Genomic DNA, 23,863 nt, shown 5'->3' with positions numbered 1-23,863 from the left:
TATATATAAGCAGTGACGACTGACCCCGGGGTTTACCGTAACTCACTCGTCGGCCGCCCGACCGCCGGTAGCCAGGCGCTGCATCACATGGGCCAGGGCCCTGGACAGGTGTTTCTGCACCGAGCTGTCGGAAATCTCCAGATGCCTGGCCACTTCGGCGTGGGTCATGCCTTCGATCCGGTTCAAGCGGAAGATCTCCTGAGTGCGCGGCGGCAACTCCAGAATGGCCTGCTTCAATGCCTTGCGCTGTTGCTGCGCCATCGCCTGAGCCTCCAGACCGGCCTGCTCGTCTTCGATCTCGGCCAGGGCTTCATGGGGCACGGTGTCGGTCTTGCGCCGCGCCTCCTGACGGACATGGTCGATCAGCAGATTGTTCGCCGTGCGGTAGAGATAGCCCTGGGAATTGTCGATGCGCTCGCCGCGCGTCTGTTCGGCCAGCCGCAGGAAACTCTCCTGCACCAGATCAGCGGCCAACTGCGGGTCCCGTACCTTGCGCGCCAGGTACCCACGCAAGGTAGCGGCATGCTTGAGAAACAGCCCCTTGAGATCCACGTCCGACAAACCGACTCCCTGGAACTTGAAGGAAATTGGCCGGCATCTTACGGCTTACTAAGAATTATTTTCAATTGATATGAATACGCATCTTCTGCCGAGAAGGTGAAAGAACTTCTCCACTCATCCGGGTAGTGTTCGATTATCGAACCATTATTTCGGGGCTGTCTCCCGGCTCATTGACCAAATTAACTAGTTAGTACAATTTAGCCCCAGCCGCTGGCCGCTCAAGCCACGTCCACAATAACAACGGAGAATTCCCCCCATGCGCCCTATCGTTCTGGTGCTCAACGGCCCGAACCTGAACCTGCTCGGCACCCGCGAACCCGCCACCTATGGTCACGAGACCCTGGCCGACATTTCCGCCCTGTGCGGGCGTGCCGCCGAGGAGTTCGGCCTGACCGTGGAGTTTCGCCAGACCAACCACGAAGGCGAACTGCTGGACTGGATTCACGGCGCCCGTGGCCGTTGCGCCGGGATCGTGATCAACCCGGCGGCCTGGACCCACACCTCGGTGGCGATCCGCGATGCCCTGGTGGCCAGTGAGTTGCCGGTGATCGAAGTGCACCTGTCGAACGTCCACGCCCGCGAACCGTTCCGCCATCACTCCTTTGTCTCGGGCATCGCCCTGGCAGTAATGTGCGGCTTTGGCAGCCATGGCTATCGCCTGGCACTGGCGCATTTCAGCCAGCGCTTTCAAGGAGCCCAGGCATGACCCAGCAGCACACAGTACTGGCCGGACTGATCGGCGCCGGCATCCAGGCCTCGCGCACCCCGGCGCTGCATGAGCACGAAGGCGACGCCCAGGGCCTGCGTTATCTGTACCGGCTGATCGACCTGGACCAGCTGCAGCTCGACAGCAACGCCCTGCCCGACCTGCTGCTGGCCGCCGAGCGCATGAACTTCACCGGGTTGAATATCACCTTCCCGTGCAAGCAGAGCATCATCCCGCTGCTCGACGAGCTGTCGCCGGAAGCCCGCGGCATCGGCGCGGTGAATACCGTGGTGCTCAAGGACGGCAAGCGCGTCGGCCACAACACCGATTGCCTGGGTTTTGCCGAAGGTTTCCGTCGCGGCTTGCAAGGCGTGGCCCTGTCGCGCGTGGTGCAGATGGGTGCCGGCGGTGCCGGTGCCGCGGTGGCCCATGCGCTGCTCAGCGAAGGCGTGCAACAGTTGCATATCTTCGATGTGGAAAGTGCCCGCGCCCAGAGCCTGGCGGATAACCTCAACCAGCATTTCGGCCCCGGCCGGGCCAAGGCCGGCGTCGACCTGCCCGCCACCCTGGCTGCCGCCGACGGCCTGGTGAACACCACACCCGTGGGCATGGCCAAGCTGCCGGGCATGCCGGTACCGGTCGAGTTGCTGCGCCCCGGATTGTGGGTCGCGGAGATCGTCTACTTCCCCCTGGAAACCGAGCTGCTGCGCAACGCCCGAGCCCTCGGTTGCCGCACCCTGGACGGCGGCAACATGGCGGTGTTTCAGGCGGTGAAGGCGTTCGAGCTGTTCAGCGGCGTGGCGCCGGATGCCCAGCGCATGCTCGCGCATTTCCAGAGCATGAATGGCTGACAGTGCCTGACCGGGTCAGTGCGGGGCTGTGATCGGCTCCGCTCTCGGCAGGTGCCTGCCGCACTCCCCACGGCCATGCATGGCGATTAGGCGCGCTCATGGCGACCGGCTGGCCGCAGCCGTCCGTGCATCACGCCGTGCGCCAGCAACCCCGCCAGCAAGCCCCAGAATGCACCGCCCAACCCGAACAAGGTGATATTGGCGGCGGTCGCCAGGAAGGTGATCAAGGCGGTTTCCCGGCCACTCGGCTCGACCAGCGCGGTGGCGAGGCTGCCGCCGATCGCCCCCAGCAGGGCCAGGCCCGCCAGGGTGGTGATAAAGGTCGCCGGCAGGACCACGAACAGCGCCGCCAGGGTGCTGCCGAAGATCCCCACCAGCAGATAGAACACCCCACACGCGAGCCCGGCCAGATAACGCTTGGCCGGTTCTTCATGCGCCTCCTTGCCCGTGCAGATGGCGGCGGTAATGGCGGCGACATTGAACGCATGGGAACCGAACGGCGCCATCAACAAGGAGCCCAGGCCGGTCGCCGTGAGAATCGGATTGGCACTGGTCTTGAACCCATCGTTGCGCAGCACCAACATGCCGGGCATGTACTGGCCAGTCAGGGTGATCAGGAACAACGGCAGGGCCACGCTCAGCAGCGCATTCAGCGAGAACACCGGCACGGTCGGCACCGGCAGGGCCGGCTTGAGTTCAAGGCCGGCGAAACTGACCTGCCCCAACCCGAGCAACAGCACGATGCCAATCAGCAACACCCCGACAATCGCATAACGCGCAGTAAAGCGCCGTAGCAGTACATAGCTGAGCAGCAGCGCACCCACCAGCAAAGGATCGACCCCAGCGCCGTCGAAAGCGCCAATCCCGAAGCGCAACAGAATGCCCGCCAACAGGCCCGCCGCGATCCCCGGCGGGATCAGCTTCACCACTCGCTCGAAATAACCCGACATGCCCAGCACCACGAAGCCGGCAGCCGACAGCATGAAGGCGCCGATCATTTCCGGGTAAGGCGTGCTCGGCAGTACCGCGATCAGGAAGGCCGCGCCCGGTGTCGACCAGGCGGTAATGATCGGCTCGCGGTAGCGATAACTCAGCCAGGCGCCGGTCAGGCCGACGCCGATCGAGATCGACCAGATCCACGAGGCGGTCTGCTCCGGGCTCAGCCCGGCCGCCTTGGCCCCCTGGAAAACCAGAATGAAGGTTCCCCCGTAATTGACGATGACCGAGATCAGCGCGGCAACGCTTGGATGCAGCAGGTCAGCAATTCTGATGCTGGCGGTTTTCATCGGGGAAACCCTCTGGCTGTGTTGGCAAGGCGAGGGAGTATCCGCAGGTAATGGCCTGTATAAAATATCCACTTTCGATCAATATCCCAGACCACTTTTCCAGCTGCCGTCGACCGGCAATCCACAGGCCCCCAATGAAAACCCGCAAAACCGCCTATCCCATCTGGAACCGTCTGCAACTGGCCAAGGACGGCCACTTGTCCTTGCGCGAGCAATTGCTGCTGTTCCTGCGCAAAGGCATCGCCGACGGCAGCGTCAAGGCCGGGATCCGCCTGCCGGCTTCACGCGTGCTGGCGACACAGTTGGGGCTATCGCGCATGACCGTGACCGAGGCCTATGGGCAGTTGATCGCCGAGGGGTTCCTCGAGGCCCGGACAGGTTCGGGGACCTACGTCATGGCACGGATCGCCGAGCAAACGGCCTCACCGCCCGCCCGGACAGAGGCCCCCGTCGGCTCCACCCGGGCCCGGGCGCTGACGGGGACCGACTCGATGTCCGTGGCCCGGGCCGCCTGGCCGCTGACCCCGGGCCTGCCGGCGCTGGACGCCTTTCCCTATGCGCTGTGGGGGCGCCTGGAAGGCCGCTTCTGGCGACGCCGGCCACTTCCCGACCTGTCCTACGGCGACCCGCAGGGTTTCCTGCCATTGCGCGAAGCCCTGGCGGCGTATCTCGGCGCGGCACGCGGAGTGGTGTGCCAGGCCAGTCACATCGTGATTACTCCCGGTGCCCAGGCGGCGGTGTCGATTGCCACTCTGGCGCTCACCGACCTGGGAGAGCGGGTCTGGGTCGAGAACCCCGGCTACGACGCGGCCTACCGCAGCGTGCTGCTGGCCGGTGTGCAGGCCGTGGGCGTTCCGGTGGATGCAGAAGGCCTGGATGTACAGGCCGGCCGCCGGCTCGCGCCCGACGCCAGGCTGGCGCTGGTATCGCCTTCGCACCAGTATCCCCTGGGGGTCGGCATGAGCCTGGCGCGACGCCTGGCCTTGCTGCAATGGGCCCACGATGCCGATGCCTTCATCCTCGAAGACGATTACGACAGCGAGTTCCGCTACGGCGGCGCGCCAACCCCGGCGCTCAAGGCCCTGGACGGCCATCAGGGGCGGGTCATTTATGTCGGGACCTTGAGCAAGCTGCTGGCGCCGGGCCTGCGCCTGGGCTTCCTGGTCGCCCCCGAGGCGGTGGTGGAGGTGTTGCGCAACGTGCGCAATGGCAGCGGCCACCGCGTGCCTTTGTCGCTCCAGGCGACGGCGGCGGAGTTCATCGGCAATGGCCACCTCGGCAGCCATATCCGTCGTAGCCAGGCGGTTTATGCGCAACGTCGCGCCGCCTTGCTGGCGGCCATTCACAACGCCGGCAGCGAGCGCATGACGGTAGCCAGCAGCGCCAGCGGATTGCACCTGCTCGCCGAACTGCCCGATGGGCTCGACGACCAGGCGATCGCGGCCGCCGCCCATGCCCGGAAGATCGGCGTCGCGCCGCTGTCAGGTTTTTTCGTGGGTGCCCAGGGCGGATCACGCCCCGGCTTGCTGATGGGCTTTGGCAATACCCGGGCGGAGTCGATGCCGGATGCGGTTGCAACCCTGTGCCGGCTGATCGACCAGCAACGGGGTTCAACCCCCTAGGCGATCAGGCCTGCAAGTAGCGCAGCACCGACTCGCAGATCATCTCGCGGTGGCGCTGCTTGATCGCTTCGTCGGGCAGGTCGATCTGGAAGATCTCGCCGAAAGTGTGGCGGTTGGACACGCGGTAGAAGCAGAACGAACTGATCAGCAAATGCACGTCCAGTGGGTCCAGGCCGGCGCGGAACACGCCCTCGTCGGCCCCGCGCCGGAGGATCTCGCCCAGGGCATGCAGGATGGTGTTGTTCATCGCCTTGATCGCTTCGGAGCGCTTCACGTATTCGGCGTTATGGATGTTCTCGATGCTGACGATGCGCACGAAATCGACGTTGCGGTCGTGGTGATCGAAGGTGAACTCCACCAGCCGGCGAATCGCCTCGCGCGGCGCCAGCTCCGCCAGGTGCAGGCGGCTTTCGGTGTTGCGGATATCGCCGTAGAGCTTCTCCAGCACCTCGACGTACAGCTGCTCCTTGCTGCCGAAGTAGTAATAGATCATGCGCTTGGAGGTGTGGATGCGCTCGGCGATGGCATCCACCCGAGCACCGGACAGGCCCTGCTGCACGAACTCCACAATGGCTTCTTGCAGAATGTTCTCGCGGGTCTTTTCCGGGTTGTTCTTGCGACTCTTGCGTGGCTCGATCACGGGCTGCTCGGGCGCTACGGAGAGTTCTGTGGTCATTGTCATTCTGGGGCTCACGGCCATCGCTGCACACGCGGGCGATTATGGGCCGCCTCGCGCAGCGAAGGAAAGCAGGACGGCGGCCCTTTGCCGCCGCCGTTACGAAACTCCTACAACTTCGCGTGCCGCACCCCGCCACTGCGCGACTTGGCCATGGCCGCCAGGCGTACCGCGACGTTCGCCGCGCCATAACCGACGTAGCCATTCTTGCGCTGGATGATCTCGAAGAAGAAGCGCCCCTCGAACGGCTCGGTGTAGACATGGAACAGCTCGCCACCCTGGGCGTCACGGTCGTAGAGCACGTTGTAGTAGGCCAGTTCGCTGAGGAACTCGTCGTCGAAATCGAAGCGCGCCGCCAGGTCGTCGTAGTAGTTGAGCGGGATGTCCAGCAGCGGCACGCCCGCCTCCTTGGCCCGGCTGACTTCGGCAAAGATATCGTCGCAATCGAAGGCGATGTGATGCACGCCCGAGCCGCCGTAACTGGACAGCGCGTGGGAGATCGCGGTCTTGCGGTTCTCGGAAATGTTCAGCGGCAAACGAATGGTGCTGCAACGGCTGCGCAGCGCCCGGCTCTTCACCAGGCCGTAGGGGTCGGGCAGCACCACTTCGTCGTCGGCGGTGAAGTCCAGCAGGCTCTTGTAGAACAGCACCCAGCTGTCGAGGCTGTCGGCCGGCAACGCCATGGCCATGTGGTCGATGCGCTTGAGGCCGCCCTTGGCCACCACGCCGGGGAGCATATTGAAATCGGTGTCGTACAGGTGCTGGCCGCCCTGCTCCTGGTCCACCAGGTAGATCAGGCTGCCATCCAGCTCGCGTACGGCGGCCAGTTCCAGTTCGTTGGGGCCCACCAGCCCGCGGTACGGCTGGCCCTTGTAGGCCACCGCGCGCTCCAGCGCCTTGGCGCTGTCCTTGACCCGGATCGCCGTGGCGCACACCGAGGGGCCGTGGGCCTCGAAGAAGCTGTGGGCAAAGGAATAAGGCTCGGAGTTGAGGATCAGGTTGATATCGCCCTGGCGCATCAGGCTGACATTCTTCGAGCGGTGCTGGCCGGCCCTGGCGAACCCCAGGCGCTCCAGCCAGCCGCCAAGCTTGGCGCCCAGCGCTTCGTCCACGGCGAACTCGAGAAACTCGGTGCCGCCATATTCACTGGCCGGCGGCGGCGCGAACAGCGTATCGATATTGGCCACCGGCGCGGCTTCCTGTTCCAGGCGCTGGCGGGTTTTCTCCTCGAGGTACAGCAGCGAGCGCAGGCCGTCCGCGGCGTTGGCCCGGGGCGGGGCGGCACGGAAACCGTCGTTGAAGATCTCCAGGGACAAAGGCCCGGTGTAGCCGCTCTTGATGATCGGCGCGAGGAACCCCGGCAAGTCGAAATCGCCCTGCCCCGGGAAGCAGCGAAAATGCCGGCTCCACTCCAGCACGTCCATGGCCAGGATCGGCGCGTCGGCCATCTGCACGAAGAAGATCTTGTCCCCGGGAATCTCGGCGATCGCCGCCGGGTCGCCCTTGAGCGACAAGGTGTGGAAGCTGTCGAGCAGCACGCCCAGGCTCGGGTGGTCGGCCTCACGGACGATGTCCCAGACCTGCTGATAAGTATTGACGTGCCGGCCCCAGGCCAGGGCTTCGTAGCCGATCCGCAGGCCACGGCTGCCGGCGCGCTCGGCCAGCAGGCGCAGGTCGTCCACCAGGATCTGCCGGTCGCCGACGCTGTCGGCCGCGGCATTGCTGCACACCAGCACCAGGTCGGTGCCCAGTTCCTGCATCAGGTCGAACTTGCGCTCGGCGCGTTCCAGGTTGCGTTGCAGGCGATCACGGCGGCAGCCTTCGAAATCGCGAAAAGGTTGGAACAGGGTGATGGCGATGCCCAGGTCCGCGCACATCTGGCGGATTTCCCGAGGGCTGCCGTCGTAGTAGAGCAGGTCGTTCTCGAAAATCTCCACGCCGTCGAAACCGGCGGCGGCAATGGCTTCGAGTTTTTCCGGCAGGGTACCGCTCAAGGAGACGGTGGCAATGGAACGCTGCATGTTTCAACTCCCGGTAATGACCACAGATCGGGCGCCGTGCCTGTGGCCGCTGCCGCAGGTCCTCCAGCGCACTGAAGATCCCGCGCCCGCTTCGCGGGCGATCGCAGCCTGCGGCAGCGGCTACAGGTACGTTTGTTATTGGATGGGGCGGATTATTGAGCCGGGCAGTACAGACAGCAATTCAAAGTGTACGAACCAGTTAGTTTTTCGTGCGATTATCGAACAAAATGGCCGTTGGCGAATTGACGATTTTTCGTCCGCTGCGCACCATCGACAGCACATTGAGCCGGCACCTAAGCGCCGGTTTCAATCGCCCAAGACCCAGAACACACCATAAAAATTTCAAAAATCGGGTACACCCTCATGCTTGCACTCAACGCCACACCTCTCTGCCTGGCCCTCTGGCTCTCACCTGGCCAGACCTCCAACAGCCGCCTTCAGACGGACGCACTACGGCCCCTGGGCTGACCATGCCCGCACGCTGACCAACCCGCTTTCCACCGCCGCGCCCGATGCGCGTCGACCAAAGCACTCAGCCGATCGATCATCGAGTTCACCCGCGGTCCGTCCGCACAGTCGACAATCGATCACGCGCCCTTGAGTCCCGACGAGTTGTCCCTCGTCAGTCATTGAACGGATGGCACACATGATTCCTTCTCAAAGCTCCCGCATGGCCCCAAGCCTCGGCACCGCCTCCGGCGGCATCGGCGACAAGATCCGCGGCGCCATGGCGGTCGGCAAGACCCGCTGGGGCATGCTCGCCCTGGTGTTCTTCGCCACCACCCTGAACTACATCGACCGCGCCGCCCTGGGTGTGATGCAGCCGATCCTGGCCAAGGAAATGAGCTGGACGGCGATGGACTACGCCAACATCAACTTCTGGTTCCAGGTCGGCTACGCCGTCGGTTTCGTCCTGCAAGGACGGTTGATCGACCGGGTCGGCGTCAAGCGCGTGTTCTTCTTCGCCGTGCTGTTGTGGAGCCTGGCCACCGGCGCTCACGGCCTGGCCACTTCGGCCGCGGGCTTCATGGTCTGCCGCTTTATCCTCGGGCTGACCGAGGCCGCCAACTACCCGGCCTGCGTGAAGACCACACGCCTGTGGTTCCCGGCCGGCGAACGCGCCGTGGCCACCGGCATCTTCAACGCCGGGACCAACGTCGGCGCCATGTTCACGCCGATGCTGCTGCCGTTGATCCTGCACGCCTGGGGCTGGCAGGCAGCGTTCCTGTGCATGGCTGCGCTGGGCGGCATCTGGCTGCTGTTCTGGGGCCTGAAGTACTTCAACCCGGAAGATCACCCGAGCGTCAAACAGTCCGAGCTCGAGTACATCCAGAAAGAAGTCGAACCGGAGCAGGCCCGCGTGCCTTTCTCGCGCATCCTGCGTATGCGCGGCACCTGGGCTTTCGCCCTGGCCTACTCGATCACCGCGCCGGTGTTCTGGTTCTACCTGTACTGGCTGCCACCCTTCCTCAACCAGCAATACAACCTGGGCATCAACGTGACCCAGATGGGCATCCCGCTGATCATCATCTACCTGACCGCCGACTTCGGCAGCGTCGGCGGCGGCATCCTCTCGTCGTTCCTGATCGGCCGCGGGGTCAACCCGATCAAGGCGCGCCTGATGTCCATGCTGCTGTTCGCCTGCTGCATCGTCGGCGTGGTCATGGCCGCCGGCGCCAGCAACCTGTGGCTGGCGGTGTTCGCCATCTCCCTGGCCATCGGCGCGCACCAGGCCTGGACCGCCAACATCTGGAGCCTGGTGATGGACTACACGCCCAAGCACATGATGAGCACGGTGTTCGGTTTCGGCGGCATGTGCGCGGCCATCGGCGGCATGTTCATGACCCAGCTGGTGGGCCATATCCTGACCGTCACCAACAACAACTACACCGTGCTGTTCACCCTGATCCCGGCGATGTACTTCATTGCCCTGACCTGGATGTACTTCATGGCCCCACGCAAGATTCCAAAAATAGAAGACTGACGCTTTCCTCTCGCAGGCCCGGTTCCGGGCCTGCTTTTTTCTCCCCCCTTCTCTCAGTCGATACCGGCTGTCCTCCCGTAGCCAACGCCACTCAGCGCCGCCGCTGTTGCCAGGCAGCCGCCAGGCCGCTGAGGCAGATCACCGCGATGCCCAGCTGGGTGATTGGCTGCGGCGTATGGCTGAACAACAGCCAGCCCAGCAATCCGGCGAAGACGATCTGGCAATAGCCGAACGGCGCCAGCAGCGCCGGTGCCGCGTGGCGGAAGGCCTGGGTCAGGAACAGGTGGGCGGTCATGCCGCAGGCCCCCAGCGCCAGCATCAACACACCATGGACAAAGCCCGGCACCTGCCAGAAGAACGGCACCAGCGCGCTCATCACCAGGGTGTTGCACAGGCCGGCGAAGAAGTTGCTGGTGGTCGGGCTGTCGTGCTCGGCGAGCTTGCGGGTCAGCAGTTGGTAAAAGCAGAAAAACAGTGCCGAGCAGAAAGGCAGCAGCACCGCCGGGGTGAACAGGTCGCCGCCCGGGTGAACGATGATCAGCACGCCGATAAAACCGCAGATCACCGCCAGCCACTGGCCCTTCGTGACCCGCTCGCCCAGCAGCGGCACCGACAGCGCGGTGACCAGCACCGGCGCCAGGAAGTTGACCGCCGTGGCTTCCGCCAGCGGGATAAACAGCAGCGCCGAAGTGAACAGCAGGCTGGTGCCGAGCAGGCACAAGGCCCGCGCCAGTTGCAGCAACGGCCGCTTGGTGCGCAACACCCGCAGGCCCGATTGTGGCAGGAAGATCCCGGCCATCAGCAGGGTATGAACCAGGTAGCGGGCCCAGACCACCATCACGATCGGATAGAACCCCGAAAGGTATTTCGACAAGGCATCGTGACTGGCGAACAGGAAGGTCGCCACGACGACCAGCAGGATGCCCTTGAAGGGCTGGTTGACACCGGAAAGGGGTGTGCTGAGGGTCATCCGTGGGGTCTCTCAAGATAGGGTTTGTTTGTAGAAACAGCTTCGCGGGCAGCCTCGCTCCTACAGACGCGGCGTCCGTAGGAGCGAGGCTTGCCCGCGAAAAGGGTCACACCTGCTACTCGCTAAAGCCGGGTCAACAACGCCCGGGTCTTGTCCAGGGCCATCTGCGCCCTCTCCAGGGCGCCGACACCCTGTTCGAGCAATTTCACCGTGGGGATCTCCAGGCTCAACGGCAGGTTGGCCGGCAGACAATGCAAGAGCCCCGCCAGGTCGCAATCGCCATCCCCGGGGAAACGCCGTTCGTTGCGGGCCTGGCGCAGGATCTCCTGCATATCGTCCGGTCGCGGGCCGGCCACGTCGCACAGCTGGGCATAACGCAGCCGCGCCGGCGCGACCTTTGCCAAATCCTCCAGGCGCGAGGCCGAGCGATCGAAGTGGAATGCATCCACCAGCACGCCGGCGTTGTCGCGGCCGGCGTTCTCTACCACCCGCACCGCCTGCTCCAGGTTGCGTGCATCGGTCCAGGGCATGAACTCCAGGTGCGGGTGCAAGCCGTAGATCGACGCCAGGTCGCACAGTTCGGCGAAGCGCTCGGTCATGCGCCCCTCGTCGGGGTCGTTGCCGGCCACCAGCAGCTCGCTGGCACCGAACTCCGCGCCGACTACCAGCACCGCTTCGAAATCCGCCACCCGGGTGTGCGGCTCGAGCCGCAGGATCTCTACATCCAGCACGCCGACGCCGGTGTCGCGCAGGCGGCTCAGGGTCTGTCGGCGCAGCTCGGCATCGGCCACCAGGGCAAAGTGATGCTCCTGCGGCGTCGCCGGTACCAGGCGCAAACCGACGTGACTGTAACCGGCACGGGCCGCCACCTCGACCATCTGCGGCGGTGAAATTTCCAGCACCGTGAGGCTGGCCAGGGACAGAATACGTTCGCTCATGCTCATCCCTCGATCAGCGCCGGGGCACAGGCCCGACCGGTCGCCGCCGCTTCGCGGATCGCCTCGATCAGCGCCAGGGTCCGCGCCGCATCGGCCACGCTGACCAGCGGCTCGACCTCGCGCCGCGCCACTTTGACGAAATGCTGCAACTGCAGGCGCAGGGCCTCGGCGGCGGTGAAAGGTTCCTCGATCGCCAGCAACGGCTGATGCCAGCCAGCGCCGGCCTCGGCGTACCGCCAGCGCTTGAGTTGCGGAATGCTCAGCGCGCCAGCGGTGCCAGCCAGCAGATAGCACGGCTGGTCGGCCTGGCGCGGGTACACCGGGTTTTCGCCGGAATCCAGCTCCCAGCTCCAGGGCGCCGCCACGGCGTCGGAACCGGTCAGGCTGCCCAGGGCACCGTTGGCGAATTGCAGCAGGACGGCGGCGCAATCCTCGTTGGCAAAACCACGCACCGCGTTGCTGGTGACGGCCTGCACCTGATGCACCTCGCCGCACAGATGACGCAGCAGGTCGAGGTCGTGAATCAGGTTGGTCAGCAGCATCCCGGCCCCGGGTTCGCGGCGCCAGGGAATCTCGAAATAGCTGTCGGGCTTCTGCAATTGCCAGAGCGCGGTGACCGTGGTCAACCGGCCCAATGCCCCGCCCCGCACCAGCGCATGGGCACGGACGATCAGCGGATTGTGGCGCCGGTGATGGCCCACCAGCACGGGAACACCGCTGCTTTTCACCGCGGCCACCAGTTCGCGCGCTTCATCCAGGTGCACGCCGACCGGTTTCTCCAGCAGCACCGGCACCCCGGCCGCCAGGCAATCCAGGGCGGTGCCGACGTGCAGGTTGTTCGGGTTGGCGACTATCACGGCGTCGGGGCGGGCCTGTTCGAGCATCTGTCGAGGGTCGGAGTAATACGCCACCTGCCACTGCGCGGCGATCCCGGCGGCTTGCGGGCCGGGGTCAGCCACGGCGCAGAGCCTGGCCTCGGTGAGGGTCTTGAGGTGCTGGTAATGCTGCTGGCCCATGTTGCCGGCGCCGATCAGGGCAATGCGCAAAGGCGAGTCCAAGGCGGGGTCCTTTTGTGATTGTTATGGGAACGTGAGATTTCAAATATTTAGAACCCAGTTCCACTTTCACACAAGAGCAAAACGAAATAGTGTCCGATCAGCGAACAGCTTTAAGGCTTGAGATCGTGAAGGCCCTGCGACCAGCGTGGCCCGGGCTTATCGCAGGCTGCGCCAGCGGCTACAGAAAACGGAGGAAACCCTGTAGCCGCTGCCGAGCCCCGCGAGGCTGCGATCGGGCGCTCAGCGGCCGTAAAACAGGCGACCGCGTTCAGCCTGCCCCACCCGTAGCGACCGGTTTTGCGGCTCCTGCGGAGCCGATCGCAGGCTACGCCAGCGGCTACAGGAAACGGGGAAACCTTTGTAGCCGCTGCCGAGCCCCGCGAGGCTGCGATCGGGCGCGCAGCGGCCGTAAAACAGGCGACCGCATTCAGCCTGTCCCACCGCAGAGGCTGGTTTTGCGGCTCCTGCGGAGCCGATTGCAGGCTGCGCCAGCGGCTACAGGGTCAGCTGAAGAGTTCGGAGGCCTGGCTGGCGGCCGAGAGTTCGTCGGTGAACTTCAACAGCAGCGGCGCCAGTTCATGCAGGCGCGCCAGCGGCATGCGCGCGCTGGGGCCGGCGATGCTCAGCACTCCGACCACCCGGCCGTCGACCGGATGATGCACCACCGCGGCCACCGCCGAGGTGCCCACCGCCGAACTTTCCTCGACCCAGGCGTAGCCCTGTTCCCGGGCCAGGCGCAGGCGTTCGAGCAGTTCGATGTTCGAGCGCGGCGCGTTCGGGCCCAGGTCCGCGGGGATCTCGGCCGCCTGGCGCTCCACCAGCGACAACGCCTCGGCATCGCTCAGGCAGGCCAGCCAGGCGTGCCCGGAAGCGGTGTAGAACAACGGCGCCTCGCGGCCCATGTCGGGGTCGTAGCGCAACCCGGAACGGGCGCCCTGGGACTTGGCGATCCAGGTCTGGCGCTCGTCCTCGATCACCCCGAGGCGCACCAGCTCGCCGGTTTCCTGGGCCAGCCGGTCGAGCACCGGCTGGACGATATCCGCGCCGCTGCTGGACAGGTAGCGAAAGCCCATGGCCACCAGCTTGGTCGACAGGTGATAGCGCAGGTTGTCCGGGTTCTGGCGCACGTAGCCCAGGCGAATCAGCTCCGCCAACAGCCGGTGGGTGGCGCTTTTGGGGATGCCCAGCTGCTCGGCCAGGGTCTGCATCGGCAGGCCGCGGGGGTCACTGGTAAGACTTTCCAGAACGCTGAAGACGCGCTCGATTTGACTGCCGGCCATGGTCGGGTCCAGACGAAATTTGGCCGATTCTAGTGACAACCGGCGCAATGGGAAACACACCGCGGCCTCGTTCGATAACCGCCCATAAAAACCTCGGCACGGCGCAGATGATCCTGCCCTCGCCTTGCTGCCGACTATTCGACTCCGTATATTTTTTAGAATCAAGTTCCAAAAACAATAATCGTTCGTTTAGCGGAGTTGCTTCTTCCATGCCTGCCACCGCCTCCCTGCACCACCCCGATATCGATTGCGACGTGCTGGTCGTCGGCTCCGGCGCCGCCGGCCTTTCGGCGGCCGTGACCGCGGCCTGGCATGGCCTGAAGGTCATAGTGGTGGAGAAAGACCCGGTGTTCGGCGGCGCCACCGCCTGGTCCGGCGGCTGGGCCTGGGTGCCGTGCAACCCGCTGGCGCGACGGGCCGGCATAGTCGAGGACGTGGAACTGCCGCGGACTTACCTGAAACACGAGCTGGGCGAACGCTACCGGCCAGCACTGATCGATGCCTTCCTCGAAGCCGGCCCGCGCATGGTGTCATTCTTCGAGCGCCATACCGCGCTGCAATTCGCCGACGGCAACGCCATCGCCGATATCCACGGCGATACGCCGGGCGCCGGCACCGGCGGACGCTCGGTGATCGCCGCGCCCTACGATGGGCGCGAGGTCGGCACGCTGCTCAAGCGCCTGCGCAAGACCATGCGCGAAACCTCGTTCATCGGCATGCCGATCATGGCCGGCGCCGACCTGACGGCCTTCCTCAACCTGAGCCGTTCGCTGCCGGCGGCCTGGCATGTGAGCAAACGCGTCGCTCGCCACCTGCGCGACCTCGTCACCCATCGCCGCGCCCTGCAACTGGTCAATGGCGTGGCGCTGGTGGCGCGCCTGGCCAAATCGGCGCAGGACCTTGGCGTGCTGCTCTGGGAATCGGCGCCGGTCATCGAATTGCTGCGTGACGGCGACGCGGTGACCGGAGCGATTGTCAGAAGCGCCACCCGGGGGCCCATTCGTATCCGCGCCCGCAAAGCGGTGGTGCTGGCAGCCGGTGGTTTCGCCAATGACATCGAGCGGCGCAAGGCACTATTCCCACGTACGCCCACCGGCCACGAGCATCTGGCCCTGCCGCCGCTGGCGGTCTCGGGCGACGGCTTGCGCCTGGGGGAAAGCGTCGGTGCCCGGGTCGATACCGACATGGAATCCCCCGTGGCCTGGGCCCCGGTTTCCGCGGTGCCCTACCAGGACGGCAGCCGCGGGCATTTCCCGCACATCATCGAGCGCGGCAAGCCGGGGATTATCGGCGTTTTGCGCAACGGCCAACGCTTCGTCAACGAAGCCGACGGTTACTACGACTATGTACGAGCGATGGTCGCGGCGGCGCCCGAGGGCGAAGAAGTGGCGTCATGGCTGATCTGCAGCCACGGGTTCCAGCGCCGCTATGGCCTGGGCATCTCTCGGCCCTTCCCGGTGCCGCTGGCGCCCTTTATCCGCAGTGGCTACCTGAAGCGTGGCGCGAGCATCGAGGAACTGGCCCAGGCCTGCGGCATCGATGCGGACGGCTTGCGCGCCACCCTGGCGGAATACAACCGGCATGCCCGACAAGGCCAGGACCCGCTGTTCGGCCGGGGCTCGACGCCCTACAACCGCAAGCAGGGCGACCCGCGCCAGCAACCCAACCCGTGCGTGGCGCCCATCGAACAGGGGCCGTTCTACGCGGTGAAAGTCCAGCCGGGCTGCTTCGGCACGTTCGCCGGGCTCAAGGTCAGCCCCCACGCCCAGGTGCTCGACGGCCAGGGCCAGGCCATCGCCGGCCTGTACGCCGCCGGCAGCGACATGGCCAGTATCATGGGCGGCCACTACCCCGCCGGCGGTATCAATCTCGGCCCGGCGCTGACCTTCGGCTACATCGCCGGGCGGCACATCGCGGGCGCCAGCGCTTACGAATAAAGCGGCAATCAAGCTCAAAAAGGGCGTGGTTCCTGAGATCGCTTGAAGGTCCTGCGGACCTTATCGCAGGCTGCGCCAGCGGCTACAGAAAACACGCAAGCCTTGTAGCCGCTGCCGAGCCCCGCGAGGCTGCGATCGGGCGCGCAGCGCCCGCAAAACAGGCGACCGCATTCAGCGTGCCCTACCGCAGCAAACGCAAACCAGACCGGGCCACTTCCGGCACCAATGGCCAATCAGAAATCGAAGAACACCGTCTCCCCTTCCCCCTGGATGCGGATATCGAAGCGGTACGCCCGCTGCCCATCCACGTCACAGGGATGCGCCAGCAGGGTGTCGCGCCGCTGCGGCTGCTCGATCAGGTTCAGCACCGGGCAGGCGGCGTTGGCTTCCGGCTCGTCGGCGAAATACAGGCGCGTGTGCAGGTGGATGTTGATCCCCCGGGCGAACAGCGCGACGTTGATGTGCGGCGCCATCGGCACCCCGGCGGCGTTGTTCACCACGCCCGGCTTGACCGTATGCAGCGTCCACTCGCCGGCATCGAAGGTGGTGGCCGTGCGCCCGAAGCTGTTGAAGGCTTTCTCCGAATCGAACACAGGGTCGTAGACGCCCTCGTGGTTGGCTTGCCAGAACTCGAGGAACGAGTCGCGCACCAGATGGCCGTTGCCGTCGTACACATGGCCGATCAACAGGATCTTTTCCCCCTGGGCGTCGGGCCCGGCCATCCGGTTCCAGATCTCGTCACTGCGGGTCGGGTTGCCCGCGGCGGCCAGCGCCAGGCCAATGTGCACATAAGGGCCGGCCGTTTGCGAAGGGGTTTCGGGCAGCAATTGGATAGGCATGGCGGGCTCCTCAGCAATTCTCGAAGTGGGTCTTGCGCTGGCCGCGCAACACGATGTCGAAGCGATAGGCCAGGCAGTCCATCGGGTTGGCGCTGCTCATGTCCAGCCGCGCGATCAGGCTCTGCACCGCGTCCGGGTTGGCGATCGACTTGACGATCGGGCACAGCGGGATCAGCGGGTCACCCTCGAAATACAGCTGGGTGATCAACCGCGTGGCGATCGACGGCCCGCTGATGGAGAAGTGAATATGCGCCGGGCGCCAGTCGTTCGGGCCGTTGCGCCACGGGTAGGGGCCGGGCTTGATGGTGCGGAAACTGTAGTAGCCATCGCGGTCGGTCAGGGCCCGGCCGACACCGCCGAAGTTCGGGTCCAGAGGCGCCAGGTAGCGGTCGTTCTTGTGCCGGTAGCGGCCACCGGCGTTGGCTTGCCACATCTCCACCAGGGTGTGGGGAATCGGCTGGCCGTACTGATCGCAGACCCGGCCGGCGACGATGATCCGCTCGCCCACCGGCAAGCCGCCGTTATTGAAATTGAGCAGCAGGTCGTTGTCGAAACGCCCGGTCTTCAGATGGGAGAAATCGGGGCCGCTGGTTTCGCTCAGCGATTGCGGGATGCTCACCAGTGCCTGGCGTGGCGAACGGGCCACGGAGGTCTTGTAGTCGGGGGTCAGGGCCTTGGGATGCCAATTACGGTCACGGATAACGAAACGACTGCTGTCTGCATCAGACATGTCGGTCTCCTGTTGTTTGATTTATGGAGCGCAGCCCGCGCAGTTTCAAACAACGGCAGCCCGACGACTATTGAAAAGCCCCCTCAAGAACATAACCAAACGGTTATGGATAACGCCCCTCGCGATAGGCCTGCCCGACCTCCCGCAGCACCTCCACGCACCATTGCGCCGCCAGCGACAGCGGCAGGCTGGCGTTGCTGGAGATGCCCACCGAGCCGCCCGGCTCACGCTGCCCCAGGTCGATCTCGCGCAGCTCGCCATTGGCCAGGTCCAGGCGCACTGCATCCAGTGGGGCGATCCACAGCGCATCGCTGGACAGCGTATAGCGCCGGCTCAAGGCCACCGAGAGGGTTTCCAGGCGCTGGCGCGACTGGCTGATGCCGCACTGCACGAACAGGCTGTCGGCGAACTTGCGGATGGTGGTGCCGGCCAGCGGCAGTACCAGCGGGTAGCGCTCCAGCGCATGCCGGTCCAATGGCCCGTGCAGCAACGGATGATCGGGGCGCGCCACCAGGGTCATGGACTCGCTGTACAGATGCTCGAAGCTCAGGCCCTGGATCTGCGGGCTGTCCGTCATGCGCCCGACCACCAGGTCGACATCGCCGACCCGCAACTGCGACAGCAGATAGGCGCTGGGGCCGGTGACCACGCTCACCACCAGCGCCGAATGCCGTTCGTGCAGGCGCCGCACCACCTCCGGCAGCAGCAGGCTTTCGGCGGTCGAAAGCACACCCAGGCGCACCACGCCGGCGGCATATTCGCCACCACGCAAGGTGTTCACCCCCTCGCGCAGGGCCTGCACCGAGGGCCCGGCGTAACGCAGAAAGGCCATGCCGGCCTCGGTCAGGCTGAGCCCGGCCTTACTCCGGGCGAACAGCCGGGTATCGAGCAGTTCTTCCAGTTCCTTGAGGGTTTTCGACATCGCCGGCTGGCTTACCGCGAGCACATCCGCCGCCCGCGCCAGGCTGCCCTGGCGAGACATTTCAAGAAAACATACGAGGTGACGGAATTTGATGCGGGTATCGATGTTCAAAGGAGGCCCCGGATGTGTCGCGACAGGATCGATGCGGCTGCGGGCCATGGTAGCGTGCATGCAAAAGGCTGACGACCGGACTGGCGTCTGCCCTACTCACCAGCAACACTGATCAGCAAATTAGAACGAGGATTCACCCATGCTTTGGAAGAAAGGACGGCGCAGCGACAACGTGGTGGATGCTCGCGATGACAGTGGCGGCGGTGGAGGCGGCGGTCTGCGCTTTGGCGGCGGCAAGGGCCTGAGCCTGACCGCCATTATCCTGATCGTCGGCATCGGCTGGGTCACCGGCCAGGACCCGCTGCAAATCCTCGGGCAGCTCGCCGGGCAGATGGACCAGTCCTCGGCGCCCGCCACCACCCAGCAGACCCGCCAGGCGCCGCCGGCCAACGACGAGCAGGCGGAATTCGTGCGCTCCATCCTCGGCGACACCGAAGACACCTGGGGCCAGATCTTCCAACAGGCCGGACGCGCCTATCAGCAACCCAAGCTCATCCTGTTCCGTGGCCGGGTGAACTCCGCCTGCGGCTCGGCGACCTCCGCCACCGGCCCATTCTATTGCCCGGCCGACCAGCAGGTGTACCTGGACATGGACTTCTTCCGCGAGATGGACCAGCGCTTCTCGGCCGCCGGCGACTTCGCCCAGGCCTACGTGATCGCCCACGAAATCGGCCACCACGTACAGACCCTGCTCGGCGTCTCGGCGAAGATCCAGGCGGCCCGCCAACAAGGCCGGCAGATGGAAGGCGACGGCGGCCTGCTGGTGCGCCAGGAACTGCAGGCCGACTGCCTGGCGGGTGTCTGGGCCAACCATGCGCAGAAACGCCTGAACTGGCTGGAGCCGGGGGATATCGAAGAAGCCCTGAACGCCGCCAATGCCATCGGTGACGACCGCCTGCAACAGCAAGGCCAGGGCCGCGTGGTACCGGACTCCTTCACCCATGGCAGCTCGGCGCAACGGGTACGCTGGTTCAAGGCCGGTTTCACTCAAGGCCAAGTTGCCCAGTGCGACACCTTCGCCGCGAAGAGTCTGTAATGCGCCGGGTACTGGTGCTGCTCACGTTATGGATGATCTGCGCCGGTGCGCAGGCAGCGGAAAATGGCGTCAAGACGATCAGCCCCGCGCGACTGAACCTCGAAGGCGGCGAACTGGCCATCGGCCTGAGCCAGGACTGGCAGCGGCCGCTGCCCGAGGTCCAGCGGGCGCTGATCATTGTCCACGGGCGTCTGCGTAACGCCCAGACCTACCTGCAAAGCGCCGAACAGGCCGCCAGCCAGGCCGGGCAAAGTGCGTCCACCCTGGTGGTCGCCCCGCAGTTTCTCAACCAGAGCGATATCGAGCGTCACCCACTACCCGGTTCACTGCTGCGCTGGCAGGGCAATGACTGGATGGCCGGCGAGCCGTCCAGCGGGCCCAGGGCGGTCAGTTCCTATGCGGTGCTGGACGCGATCATCACGCGGCTGAGCGATCGCCAGCAGTTCCCGGCCCTGACCGAGATCGTCATCGCCGGCCACTCCGGTGGCGCCCAAGTGGTGCAGCGTTTCGCCCTGCTCGGCCAGCACCATCCGGGCCTGGAGGATGACGGCATCAAGCTGCGCTACGTCATCGCCAACCCGTCGTCCTATGCCTATTTCGACGAGCAGCGCCCGGTGAAGGTCGATGCCGGCGCGTGCCCCGGCTTCAACCACTGGAAGTACGGCCTGCTCAAGCTGCCGGCCTACGCCGCCGGCCAGACCGCGCAGCAACTGGAGCAGAGCTACGTCAAGCGCGATATAACCTACCTGCTGGGCAAACAGGACACCGACCCGCACCACCCGGCGCTGGACACCAGCTGCGCCGCCGAGGCCCAGGGCGCCTACCGCTTGATTCGCGGGCACAACTATTTCAACTACCTGAAACAGCGTCATCCCCAGGGATTGCAACAGCAACTGATCGAAGTGCCCGGGGTCGGGCATGACGGCGACAAGATGTTCACTTCGCCCGAGGGGCAGAAGGCATTGTTCGGCCAATAAACAGAGTGAGATCAGCAAGAACGCTATCGCGGGCAAGCCTCGCTCCTACAGGTTCGTTGTCGTACCCGGCAGAGGGCTACAACGCAGATCCGTAGGAGCGAGGCTTGCCCGCGATGCTTTTTAAGCCAGCACCATCCGCCGCAGCGCGCTGCAATCCTCGGCATGCCAGTCGGCCAGCTGCGGCCACGGGTTATCCGGCAGGTTGACCAGCACCGTATGGGTGCCCGCCGCGCGACCGCAGTCGAGGTCGAAGCGGTAGTCGCCGACCATCACCATCTCGGCGGGCGCCACCGCCCAGGCCGCGGCCAGCTTCAGCAAGCCGCCCGGGTGAGGCTTGGGCGGCGCTTCGTCGCGCCCCAGCACGTCTTCGACGGCAAAGCAGTCGGCCAGGCCGATGGCCTCCAGGGTGATATGGGCCAGCTCCCGCGCATTGCGGGTCAGGATGCCCAGGCGATAGCCCCGCGCCGCCAGCTCCCGCACCAGTTCCACCGCCCCCGGCGCCGGGCGCGAACCCAAGGCCAGGTCGCGCTCGTGCTCCAGCAGCCAGGCGTGTTTCGCCGCGGCTTCAGCGGCGGGCAAGGCCGCGAGGTGGGTCAGGATGTCATGCTCCGGCGGGATCCCCAGCGCTTCGCGGATAGCCGCGAAATCATGCACGGCCACCGTCAGGGTGCCGTCCATGTCGAACACCCAATGCCGAACCTCGGCCAGGCTCATGCCCAGTCCTTGCGGTGGCGGATCAGGCCTTCCTGGGTCACCGACGCCACCAGCTGGCCGGCGCGGTTGAACACGCTGCCACGGGAGAAACCGCGGGAATTGCCGGCCCACGGGCTGTCCATGGCATACAGCAGCCAGTCGTCGGCGCGCAGGTCGGCATGGAACCACAGCGCGTGGTCGAGGCTGGCGACCTGCATGTCCTTCTGCCACACCGACTTGCCATGGGGCAGCATCGAGGTGGTCAGCAGGCCGAAGTCCGAGGCGTAAGCCAGCAGGTATTTATGCAGCGCGGGAATGTCCGGCAGGCTGCCGTCGGCGCGGAACCAGACGTATTTGATCGGGTCCGCCGGCTGCGGGTTGTAGGGGTCTTTCTCGGTGACCGGGCGCACTTCAATAGGCTTGGGGCACAGCAGTTTTTCGCGCATGTGCTCGGGGATCAGGTGCGCGCGCTGCTGGGTGATCTCCAGCTCCGACGGCAGGTTTTCCGGGCCGACCACCTGAGGCATCGTGTCCTGGTGCTCGAAGCCTTCCTCGTCGTACTGGAACGAGGCGCTGCAGGTGAAGATCGGGTTGCCCTTCTGGATCGCCGTCACCCGGCGGGTGCTGAAACTGCCGCCATCGCGTACCCGGTCGACCTGGTACACCACCGGCAACGCCGCGTCGCCCGGGCGCAGGAAATAACCGTGCAGCGAATGCACATGGCGGGCCTCTTCGACAGTCTGGCTGGCCGCGGACAGGGACTGACCCAACACCTGGCCGCCGAACAGCTGGCGGAAACCCAGGTCCTGGCTACGACCGCGAAACAGGTTTTCCTCGATCGGTTCCAGGGTCAACAGGTCGACCAGATCATCCAACACGTGGCTCATTCAGACTCTCCTCACACAGAGCAATGCCGCGCAGTCTTCGCTGCTGCGGTCGATTCAATCGGGTTCACACACATGGGCACACTCCAGATGCCCCCGACCTGCTATCCATGCAAGGTTTCCAACCATTGTTCGCGGTTGATGCGATACAGCACATGATGACGCAGCGGATGCTCGCTGCCGAGCTTTGGGTGATCGAAATCGTCGTGCGCAGCGTGTTGCATGCCGATGGCCTGCATGACTTTCTGCGACGGCAGGTTGCTGGTGGTGGTGAAGGCGACGATCTCCTTCAGGGCCAGGCGATCGAAGCCACAGCGCAACGCGGTCCAGGCCGCTTCGCTGGCATAGCCCAGGCCCCAGTGCTCGCGCGCCAGGCGCCAGCCGATTTCCACCGCCGGGGTGAACGGCGCCTCGAAGCCCACCACGCCCAGCCCGGTAAAACCGATAAAGGCCCCGGTATCCTTGCGCTCCAGCGCCCACGTGCCAAAACCGTGCTCGGCGAAATGCCCACGGATCCGACCGATCAGCGCAGCACTTTCCAGGCGGCTCAGGGGGGCCGGAAAGTAACGCATCACCTGCGGATCGGCACACATCGCCGCGAACGCCGGCAAATCCTCGTCGCGCCACTGGCGCAACAGCAGTCGAGCACTTTCGAGTTGCAGTATCGGCTCCATCGTCCCCTCCATTTCCATGCGTGCCAGTCTACATCGCTGGTAGGATCCTTTTCGGATTCCTACATGAAATTGCCATGCCACTGCCGCTGATCTACCACGAAGACTACAGCCCTGAGTTCCCGGCGGAGCACCGCTTCCCCATGGACAAGTTTCGCCTGCTGCGCGACCACCTGGTGGACAGTGGCCTGACCCGCGATGCCGACCTGCTGCGCCCGGAGCTGTGCCCCAGGGAAATTCTCGCCCTGGCCCACGACCCTGGGTATATCGAACGCTATATGGCCGGCGAGTTGTCGCGGGAAGACCAGCGGCGCCTCGGCCTGCCCTGGAACGAAGCCCTGGCCCGGCGCACCGTGCGCGCCGTCGGTGGCTCGTTGCTGGCCGCCGAACAGGCCCTGGAGCATGGCCTGGCCTGTCACCTGGCAGGTGGCACCCATCACGCCCACTACGACCACCCGGCGGGCTTCTGCATCTTCAACGACCTGGCGGTGATCAGCCATTACCTGCTGGAAGCCGGACGGGTCGGCCGGGTGCTGATCTTCGACTGCGACGTGCACCAGGGCGACGGCACCGCGCGGATTCTCGAACATACCCCGGATGCCGTGACTGTCTCGCTGCACTGCGAAAAAAACTTCCCGGCGCGCAAGGCCACCAGCGACTGGGACATCCCCCTGCCGATGGGCATGGGCGACGCCGACTACCTGAAGGTGGTCGACGATGCCCTCAATTACCTGCTGCCGCTGTACCAGCCGGACCTGGTGCTGTACGACGCCGGGGTGGATGTGCACCAGGACGATGCCCTGGGTTACCTGAAGCTGACCGACCAGGGCGTCGCCGCCCGCGACGAACAGGTGATGCGCCATTGCCTGGGCCGCGACATCCCGGTGCTCGGGGTGATCGGCGGCGGCTACAGCAAGGACCGCCAGGCCCTGGCCCGGCGCCACGGCATCCTCCACCACAGCGCGCAACGGGTGTGGACGTCATTGGGTTGCCATTGAAAAATGAGCGCCACCGCATCATCAGGTTGTCATCAAAAGGTGAGCGTCTTACCCCCAACCGCTGTGGAGCCGCTTGTGGATAACCTGCGCGTAAGCCGCTGCACGCCAGGCA

The 23,863-nt window shown here is 65.3% G+C and carries 22 protein-coding genes; 8 read left to right on the top strand and 14 right to left on the bottom strand.

All coding sequences use genetic code 11. The features are described from left to right. Positions 1-42: 42 nt before the first annotated feature. The gene (locus AC07VU_RS27100; protein WP_007928868.1) at positions 43-561 is read right to left on the bottom strand and encodes an RNA polymerase sigma factor; all 519 of its coding nucleotides are present in this window, start codon (positions 559-561) and stop codon (positions 43-45) included. 256 nt (positions 562-817) lie between these two features. Between AC07VU_RS27100 and aroQ the strand changes: the two genes are divergently transcribed. Both aroQ and AC07VU_RS27090 read left to right on the top strand, forming a co-directional pair. Continuing rightward, positions 818-1,267, top strand: a complete 450-nt coding sequence (aroQ, locus tag AC07VU_RS27095; RefSeq protein WP_007928871.1) for a type II 3-dehydroquinate dehydratase — start codon at positions 818-820, stop codon at positions 1,265-1,267. After that, a complete protein-coding gene (locus AC07VU_RS27090) occupies positions 1,264-2,118 on the top strand; it encodes a shikimate dehydrogenase (RefSeq protein WP_495030813.1) in 855 nt (284 codons plus the stop codon). The genes aroQ and AC07VU_RS27090 overlap by 4 nt, the downstream gene beginning before the upstream one ends. 86 nt (positions 2,119-2,204) lie before the next feature. Here the strand turns inward: AC07VU_RS27090 and AC07VU_RS27085 are convergent, their stop codons facing one another. After that, positions 2,205-3,404 carry a benzoate/H(+) symporter BenE family transporter gene (locus tag AC07VU_RS27085; protein WP_495030812.1) on the bottom strand — a complete coding sequence of 400 codons (1,200 nt, stop codon included), beginning with the start codon at positions 3,402-3,404 and terminating at the stop codon, positions 2,205-2,207. A 134-nt stretch (positions 3,405-3,538) separates the two neighbouring features. Between AC07VU_RS27085 and pdxR the strand changes: the two genes are divergently transcribed. Beyond that, positions 3,539-5,026: a MocR-like pyridoxine biosynthesis transcription factor PdxR gene (pdxR, locus tag AC07VU_RS27080; RefSeq protein WP_495030811.1), complete on the top strand. Its 1,488-nt coding sequence runs from the start codon at positions 3,539-3,541 to the stop codon at positions 5,024-5,026. Between the two features lie 4 nt (positions 5,027-5,030). On the opposite strand, the gene AC07VU_RS27075 is transcribed toward pdxR, so the two are convergent. Both AC07VU_RS27075 and quiC read right to left on the bottom strand, forming a co-directional pair. Further along, positions 5,031-5,708 (bottom strand): TetR/AcrR family transcriptional regulator, encoded by a 678-nt coding sequence (locus tag AC07VU_RS27075; RefSeq protein WP_007928882.1) that lies wholly within the window; start codon positions 5,706-5,708, stop codon positions 5,031-5,033. Between the two features lie 104 nt (positions 5,709-5,812). Beyond that, a complete protein-coding gene (gene quiC / locus AC07VU_RS27070; protein ID WP_062824518.1) occupies positions 5,813-7,723 on the bottom strand; it encodes a 3-dehydroshikimate dehydratase QuiC in 1,911 nt (636 codons plus the stop codon). Positions 7,724-8,369: 646 nt separating this feature from the next. On the opposite strand from quiC, the gene AC07VU_RS27065 reads away from it, so the two are divergent. Further along, positions 8,370-9,707, top strand: coding sequence for an MFS transporter (locus tag AC07VU_RS27065; RefSeq protein WP_007928884.1), 1,338 nt, complete (start codon positions 8,370-8,372; stop codon positions 9,705-9,707). A gap of 91 nt (positions 9,708-9,798) precedes the next feature. Here the strand turns inward: AC07VU_RS27065 and AC07VU_RS27060 are convergent, their stop codons facing one another. The 4 genes from AC07VU_RS27060 to AC07VU_RS27045 all read right to left on the bottom strand — a co-directional run bounded on the left by AC07VU_RS27060 (position 9,799) and on the right by AC07VU_RS27045 (position 13,953). Beyond that, positions 9,799-10,677, bottom strand: coding sequence for a DMT family transporter (locus AC07VU_RS27060; RefSeq protein WP_274304706.1), 879 nt, complete (start codon positions 10,675-10,677; stop codon positions 9,799-9,801). Positions 10,678-10,799: 122 nt separating this feature from the next. Next, positions 10,800-11,615 (bottom strand): sugar phosphate isomerase/epimerase family protein, encoded by an 816-nt coding sequence (locus tag AC07VU_RS27055; RefSeq protein ID WP_274304707.1) that lies wholly within the window; start codon positions 11,613-11,615, stop codon positions 10,800-10,802. A 2-nt stretch (positions 11,616-11,617) separates the two neighbouring features. Next, positions 11,618-12,673, bottom strand: coding sequence for a Gfo/Idh/MocA family protein (locus AC07VU_RS27050; protein WP_495030810.1), 1,056 nt, complete (start codon positions 12,671-12,673; stop codon positions 11,618-11,620). A 503-nt stretch (positions 12,674-13,176) separates the two neighbouring features. Then, positions 13,177-13,953, bottom strand: a complete 777-nt coding sequence (locus AC07VU_RS27045) for an IclR family transcriptional regulator (RefSeq protein ID WP_495030809.1) — start codon at positions 13,951-13,953, stop codon at positions 13,177-13,179. Between the two features lie 209 nt (positions 13,954-14,162). On the opposite strand from AC07VU_RS27045, the gene AC07VU_RS27040 reads away from it, so the two are divergent. After that, positions 14,163-15,890, top strand: a complete 1,728-nt coding sequence (locus AC07VU_RS27040) for an FAD-dependent oxidoreductase (protein ID WP_274304710.1) — start codon at positions 14,163-14,165, stop codon at positions 15,888-15,890. A gap of 233 nt (positions 15,891-16,123) precedes the next feature. On the opposite strand, the gene pcaG is transcribed toward AC07VU_RS27040, so the two are convergent. The 3 genes from pcaG to pcaQ form a co-directional block, all read right to left on the bottom strand. After that, on the bottom strand, positions 16,124-16,729 hold the full coding sequence (gene pcaG, locus AC07VU_RS27035; RefSeq protein ID WP_009045754.1) for a protocatechuate 3,4-dioxygenase subunit alpha: 606 nt from the start codon (positions 16,727-16,729) through the stop codon (positions 16,124-16,126). 10 nt (positions 16,730-16,739) lie between these two features. Further along, entirely contained in the window at positions 16,740-17,459 is a 720-nt protein-coding gene (gene pcaH, locus AC07VU_RS27030) for a protocatechuate 3,4-dioxygenase subunit beta (RefSeq protein WP_007928900.1), read from the bottom strand. 103 nt (positions 17,460-17,562) lie between these two features. Continuing rightward, positions 17,563-18,492, bottom strand: a complete 930-nt coding sequence (gene pcaQ, locus AC07VU_RS27025; protein WP_457274996.1) for a pca operon transcription factor PcaQ — start codon at positions 18,490-18,492, stop codon at positions 17,563-17,565. A gap of 139 nt (positions 18,493-18,631) precedes the next feature. Here pcaQ and ypfJ point away from each other — a divergent pair, with 139 nt between their 5' ends. Both ypfJ and AC07VU_RS27015 read left to right on the top strand, forming a co-directional pair. Next, positions 18,632-19,528: a KPN_02809 family neutral zinc metallopeptidase gene (gene ypfJ / locus AC07VU_RS27020; RefSeq protein ID WP_085534569.1), complete on the top strand. Its 897-nt coding sequence runs from the start codon at positions 18,632-18,634 to the stop codon at positions 19,526-19,528. Continuing rightward, positions 19,528-20,505, top strand: coding sequence for a hypothetical protein (locus AC07VU_RS27015; protein WP_097135090.1), 978 nt, complete (start codon positions 19,528-19,530; stop codon positions 20,503-20,505). The genes ypfJ and AC07VU_RS27015 overlap by 1 nt, the downstream gene beginning before the upstream one ends. A gap of 120 nt (positions 20,506-20,625) precedes the next feature. Here AC07VU_RS27015 and AC07VU_RS27010 read toward each other — a convergent pair whose 3' ends face one another. From AC07VU_RS27010 to AC07VU_RS27000, 3 genes are all read right to left on the bottom strand, one after another. Further along, on the bottom strand, positions 20,626-21,219 hold the full coding sequence (locus AC07VU_RS27010) for an HAD family hydrolase (RefSeq protein ID WP_495030808.1): 594 nt from the start codon (positions 21,217-21,219) through the stop codon (positions 20,626-20,628). Further along, positions 21,216-22,085, bottom strand: coding sequence for an acyl-CoA thioesterase II (tesB, locus tag AC07VU_RS27005; RefSeq protein WP_007928905.1), 870 nt, complete (start codon positions 22,083-22,085; stop codon positions 21,216-21,218). Before tesB ends, AC07VU_RS27010 begins: the two co-directional genes overlap by 4 nt. 101 nt (positions 22,086-22,186) lie before the next feature. Then, a complete protein-coding gene (locus tag AC07VU_RS27000; RefSeq protein WP_007928906.1) occupies positions 22,187-22,756 on the bottom strand; it encodes a GNAT family N-acetyltransferase in 570 nt (189 codons plus the stop codon). 74 nt (positions 22,757-22,830) lie between these two features. Here AC07VU_RS27000 and AC07VU_RS26995 point away from each other — a divergent pair, with 74 nt between their 5' ends. Continuing rightward, positions 22,831-23,751, top strand: coding sequence for a histone deacetylase family protein (locus AC07VU_RS26995; protein ID WP_062824509.1), 921 nt, complete (start codon positions 22,831-22,833; stop codon positions 23,749-23,751). Positions 23,752-23,863: the final 112 nt, after the last annotated feature.

The organism is Pseudomonas sp. GW821-FHT02B10, from assembly GCF_059421865.1.
This window is presented reverse-complemented; position numbering and strand designations above follow the sequence as displayed.

Bases quoted from the DNA above. Each gene is read 5' to 3' on its own strand.
- aroQ (WP_007928871.1), top strand. From the start codon at position 818: ATGCGCCCTATCGTTCTGGTGCTCAACGGCCCGAACCTGAACCTGCTC.
- AC07VU_RS27090 (WP_495030813.1), top strand. From the start codon at position 1,264: ATGACCCAGCAGCACACAGTACTGGCCGGACTGATCGGCGCCGGCATC.
- AC07VU_RS27085 (WP_495030812.1), bottom strand. From the start codon at position 3,404: ATGAAAACCGCCAGCATCAGAATTGCTGACCTGCTGCATCCAAGCGTT.
- pdxR (WP_495030811.1), top strand. From the start codon at position 3,539: ATGAAAACCCGCAAAACCGCCTATCCCATCTGGAACCGTCTGCAACTG.
- AC07VU_RS27075 (WP_007928882.1), bottom strand. From the start codon at position 5,708: ATGACAATGACCACAGAACTCTCCGTAGCGCCCGAGCAGCCCGTGATC.
- quiC (WP_062824518.1), bottom strand. From the start codon at position 7,723: ATGCAGCGTTCCATTGCCACCGTCTCCTTGAGCGGTACCCTGCCGGAA.
- AC07VU_RS27065 (WP_007928884.1), top strand. From the start codon at position 8,370: ATGATTCCTTCTCAAAGCTCCCGCATGGCCCCAAGCCTCGGCACCGCC.
- AC07VU_RS27060 (WP_274304706.1), bottom strand. From the start codon at position 10,677: ATGACCCTCAGCACACCCCTTTCCGGTGTCAACCAGCCCTTCAAGGGC.
- AC07VU_RS27055 (WP_274304707.1), bottom strand. From the start codon at position 11,615: ATGAGCGAACGTATTCTGTCCCTGGCCAGCCTCACGGTGCTGGAAATT.
- AC07VU_RS27045 (WP_495030809.1), bottom strand. From the start codon at position 13,953: ATGGCCGGCAGTCAAATCGAGCGCGTCTTCAGCGTTCTGGAAAGTCTT.
- AC07VU_RS27040 (WP_274304710.1), top strand. From the start codon at position 14,163: ATGCCTGCCACCGCCTCCCTGCACCACCCCGATATCGATTGCGACGTG.
- pcaG (WP_009045754.1), bottom strand. From the start codon at position 16,729: ATGCCTATCCAATTGCTGCCCGAAACCCCTTCGCAAACGGCCGGCCCT.
- pcaH (WP_007928900.1), bottom strand. From the start codon at position 17,459: ATGTCTGATGCAGACAGCAGTCGTTTCGTTATCCGTGACCGTAATTGG.
- ypfJ (WP_085534569.1), top strand. From the start codon at position 18,632: ATGCTTTGGAAGAAAGGACGGCGCAGCGACAACGTGGTGGATGCTCGC.
- AC07VU_RS27015 (WP_097135090.1), top strand. From the start codon at position 19,528: ATGCGCCGGGTACTGGTGCTGCTCACGTTATGGATGATCTGCGCCGGT.
- AC07VU_RS27010 (WP_495030808.1), bottom strand. From the start codon at position 21,219: ATGAGCCTGGCCGAGGTTCGGCATTGGGTGTTCGACATGGACGGCACC.
- tesB (WP_007928905.1), bottom strand. From the start codon at position 22,085: ATGAGCCACGTGTTGGATGATCTGGTCGACCTGTTGACCCTGGAACCG.
- AC07VU_RS27000 (WP_007928906.1), bottom strand. From the start codon at position 22,756: ATGGAGCCGATACTGCAACTCGAAAGTGCTCGACTGCTGTTGCGCCAG.
- AC07VU_RS26995 (WP_062824509.1), top strand. From the start codon at position 22,831: ATGCCACTGCCGCTGATCTACCACGAAGACTACAGCCCTGAGTTCCCG.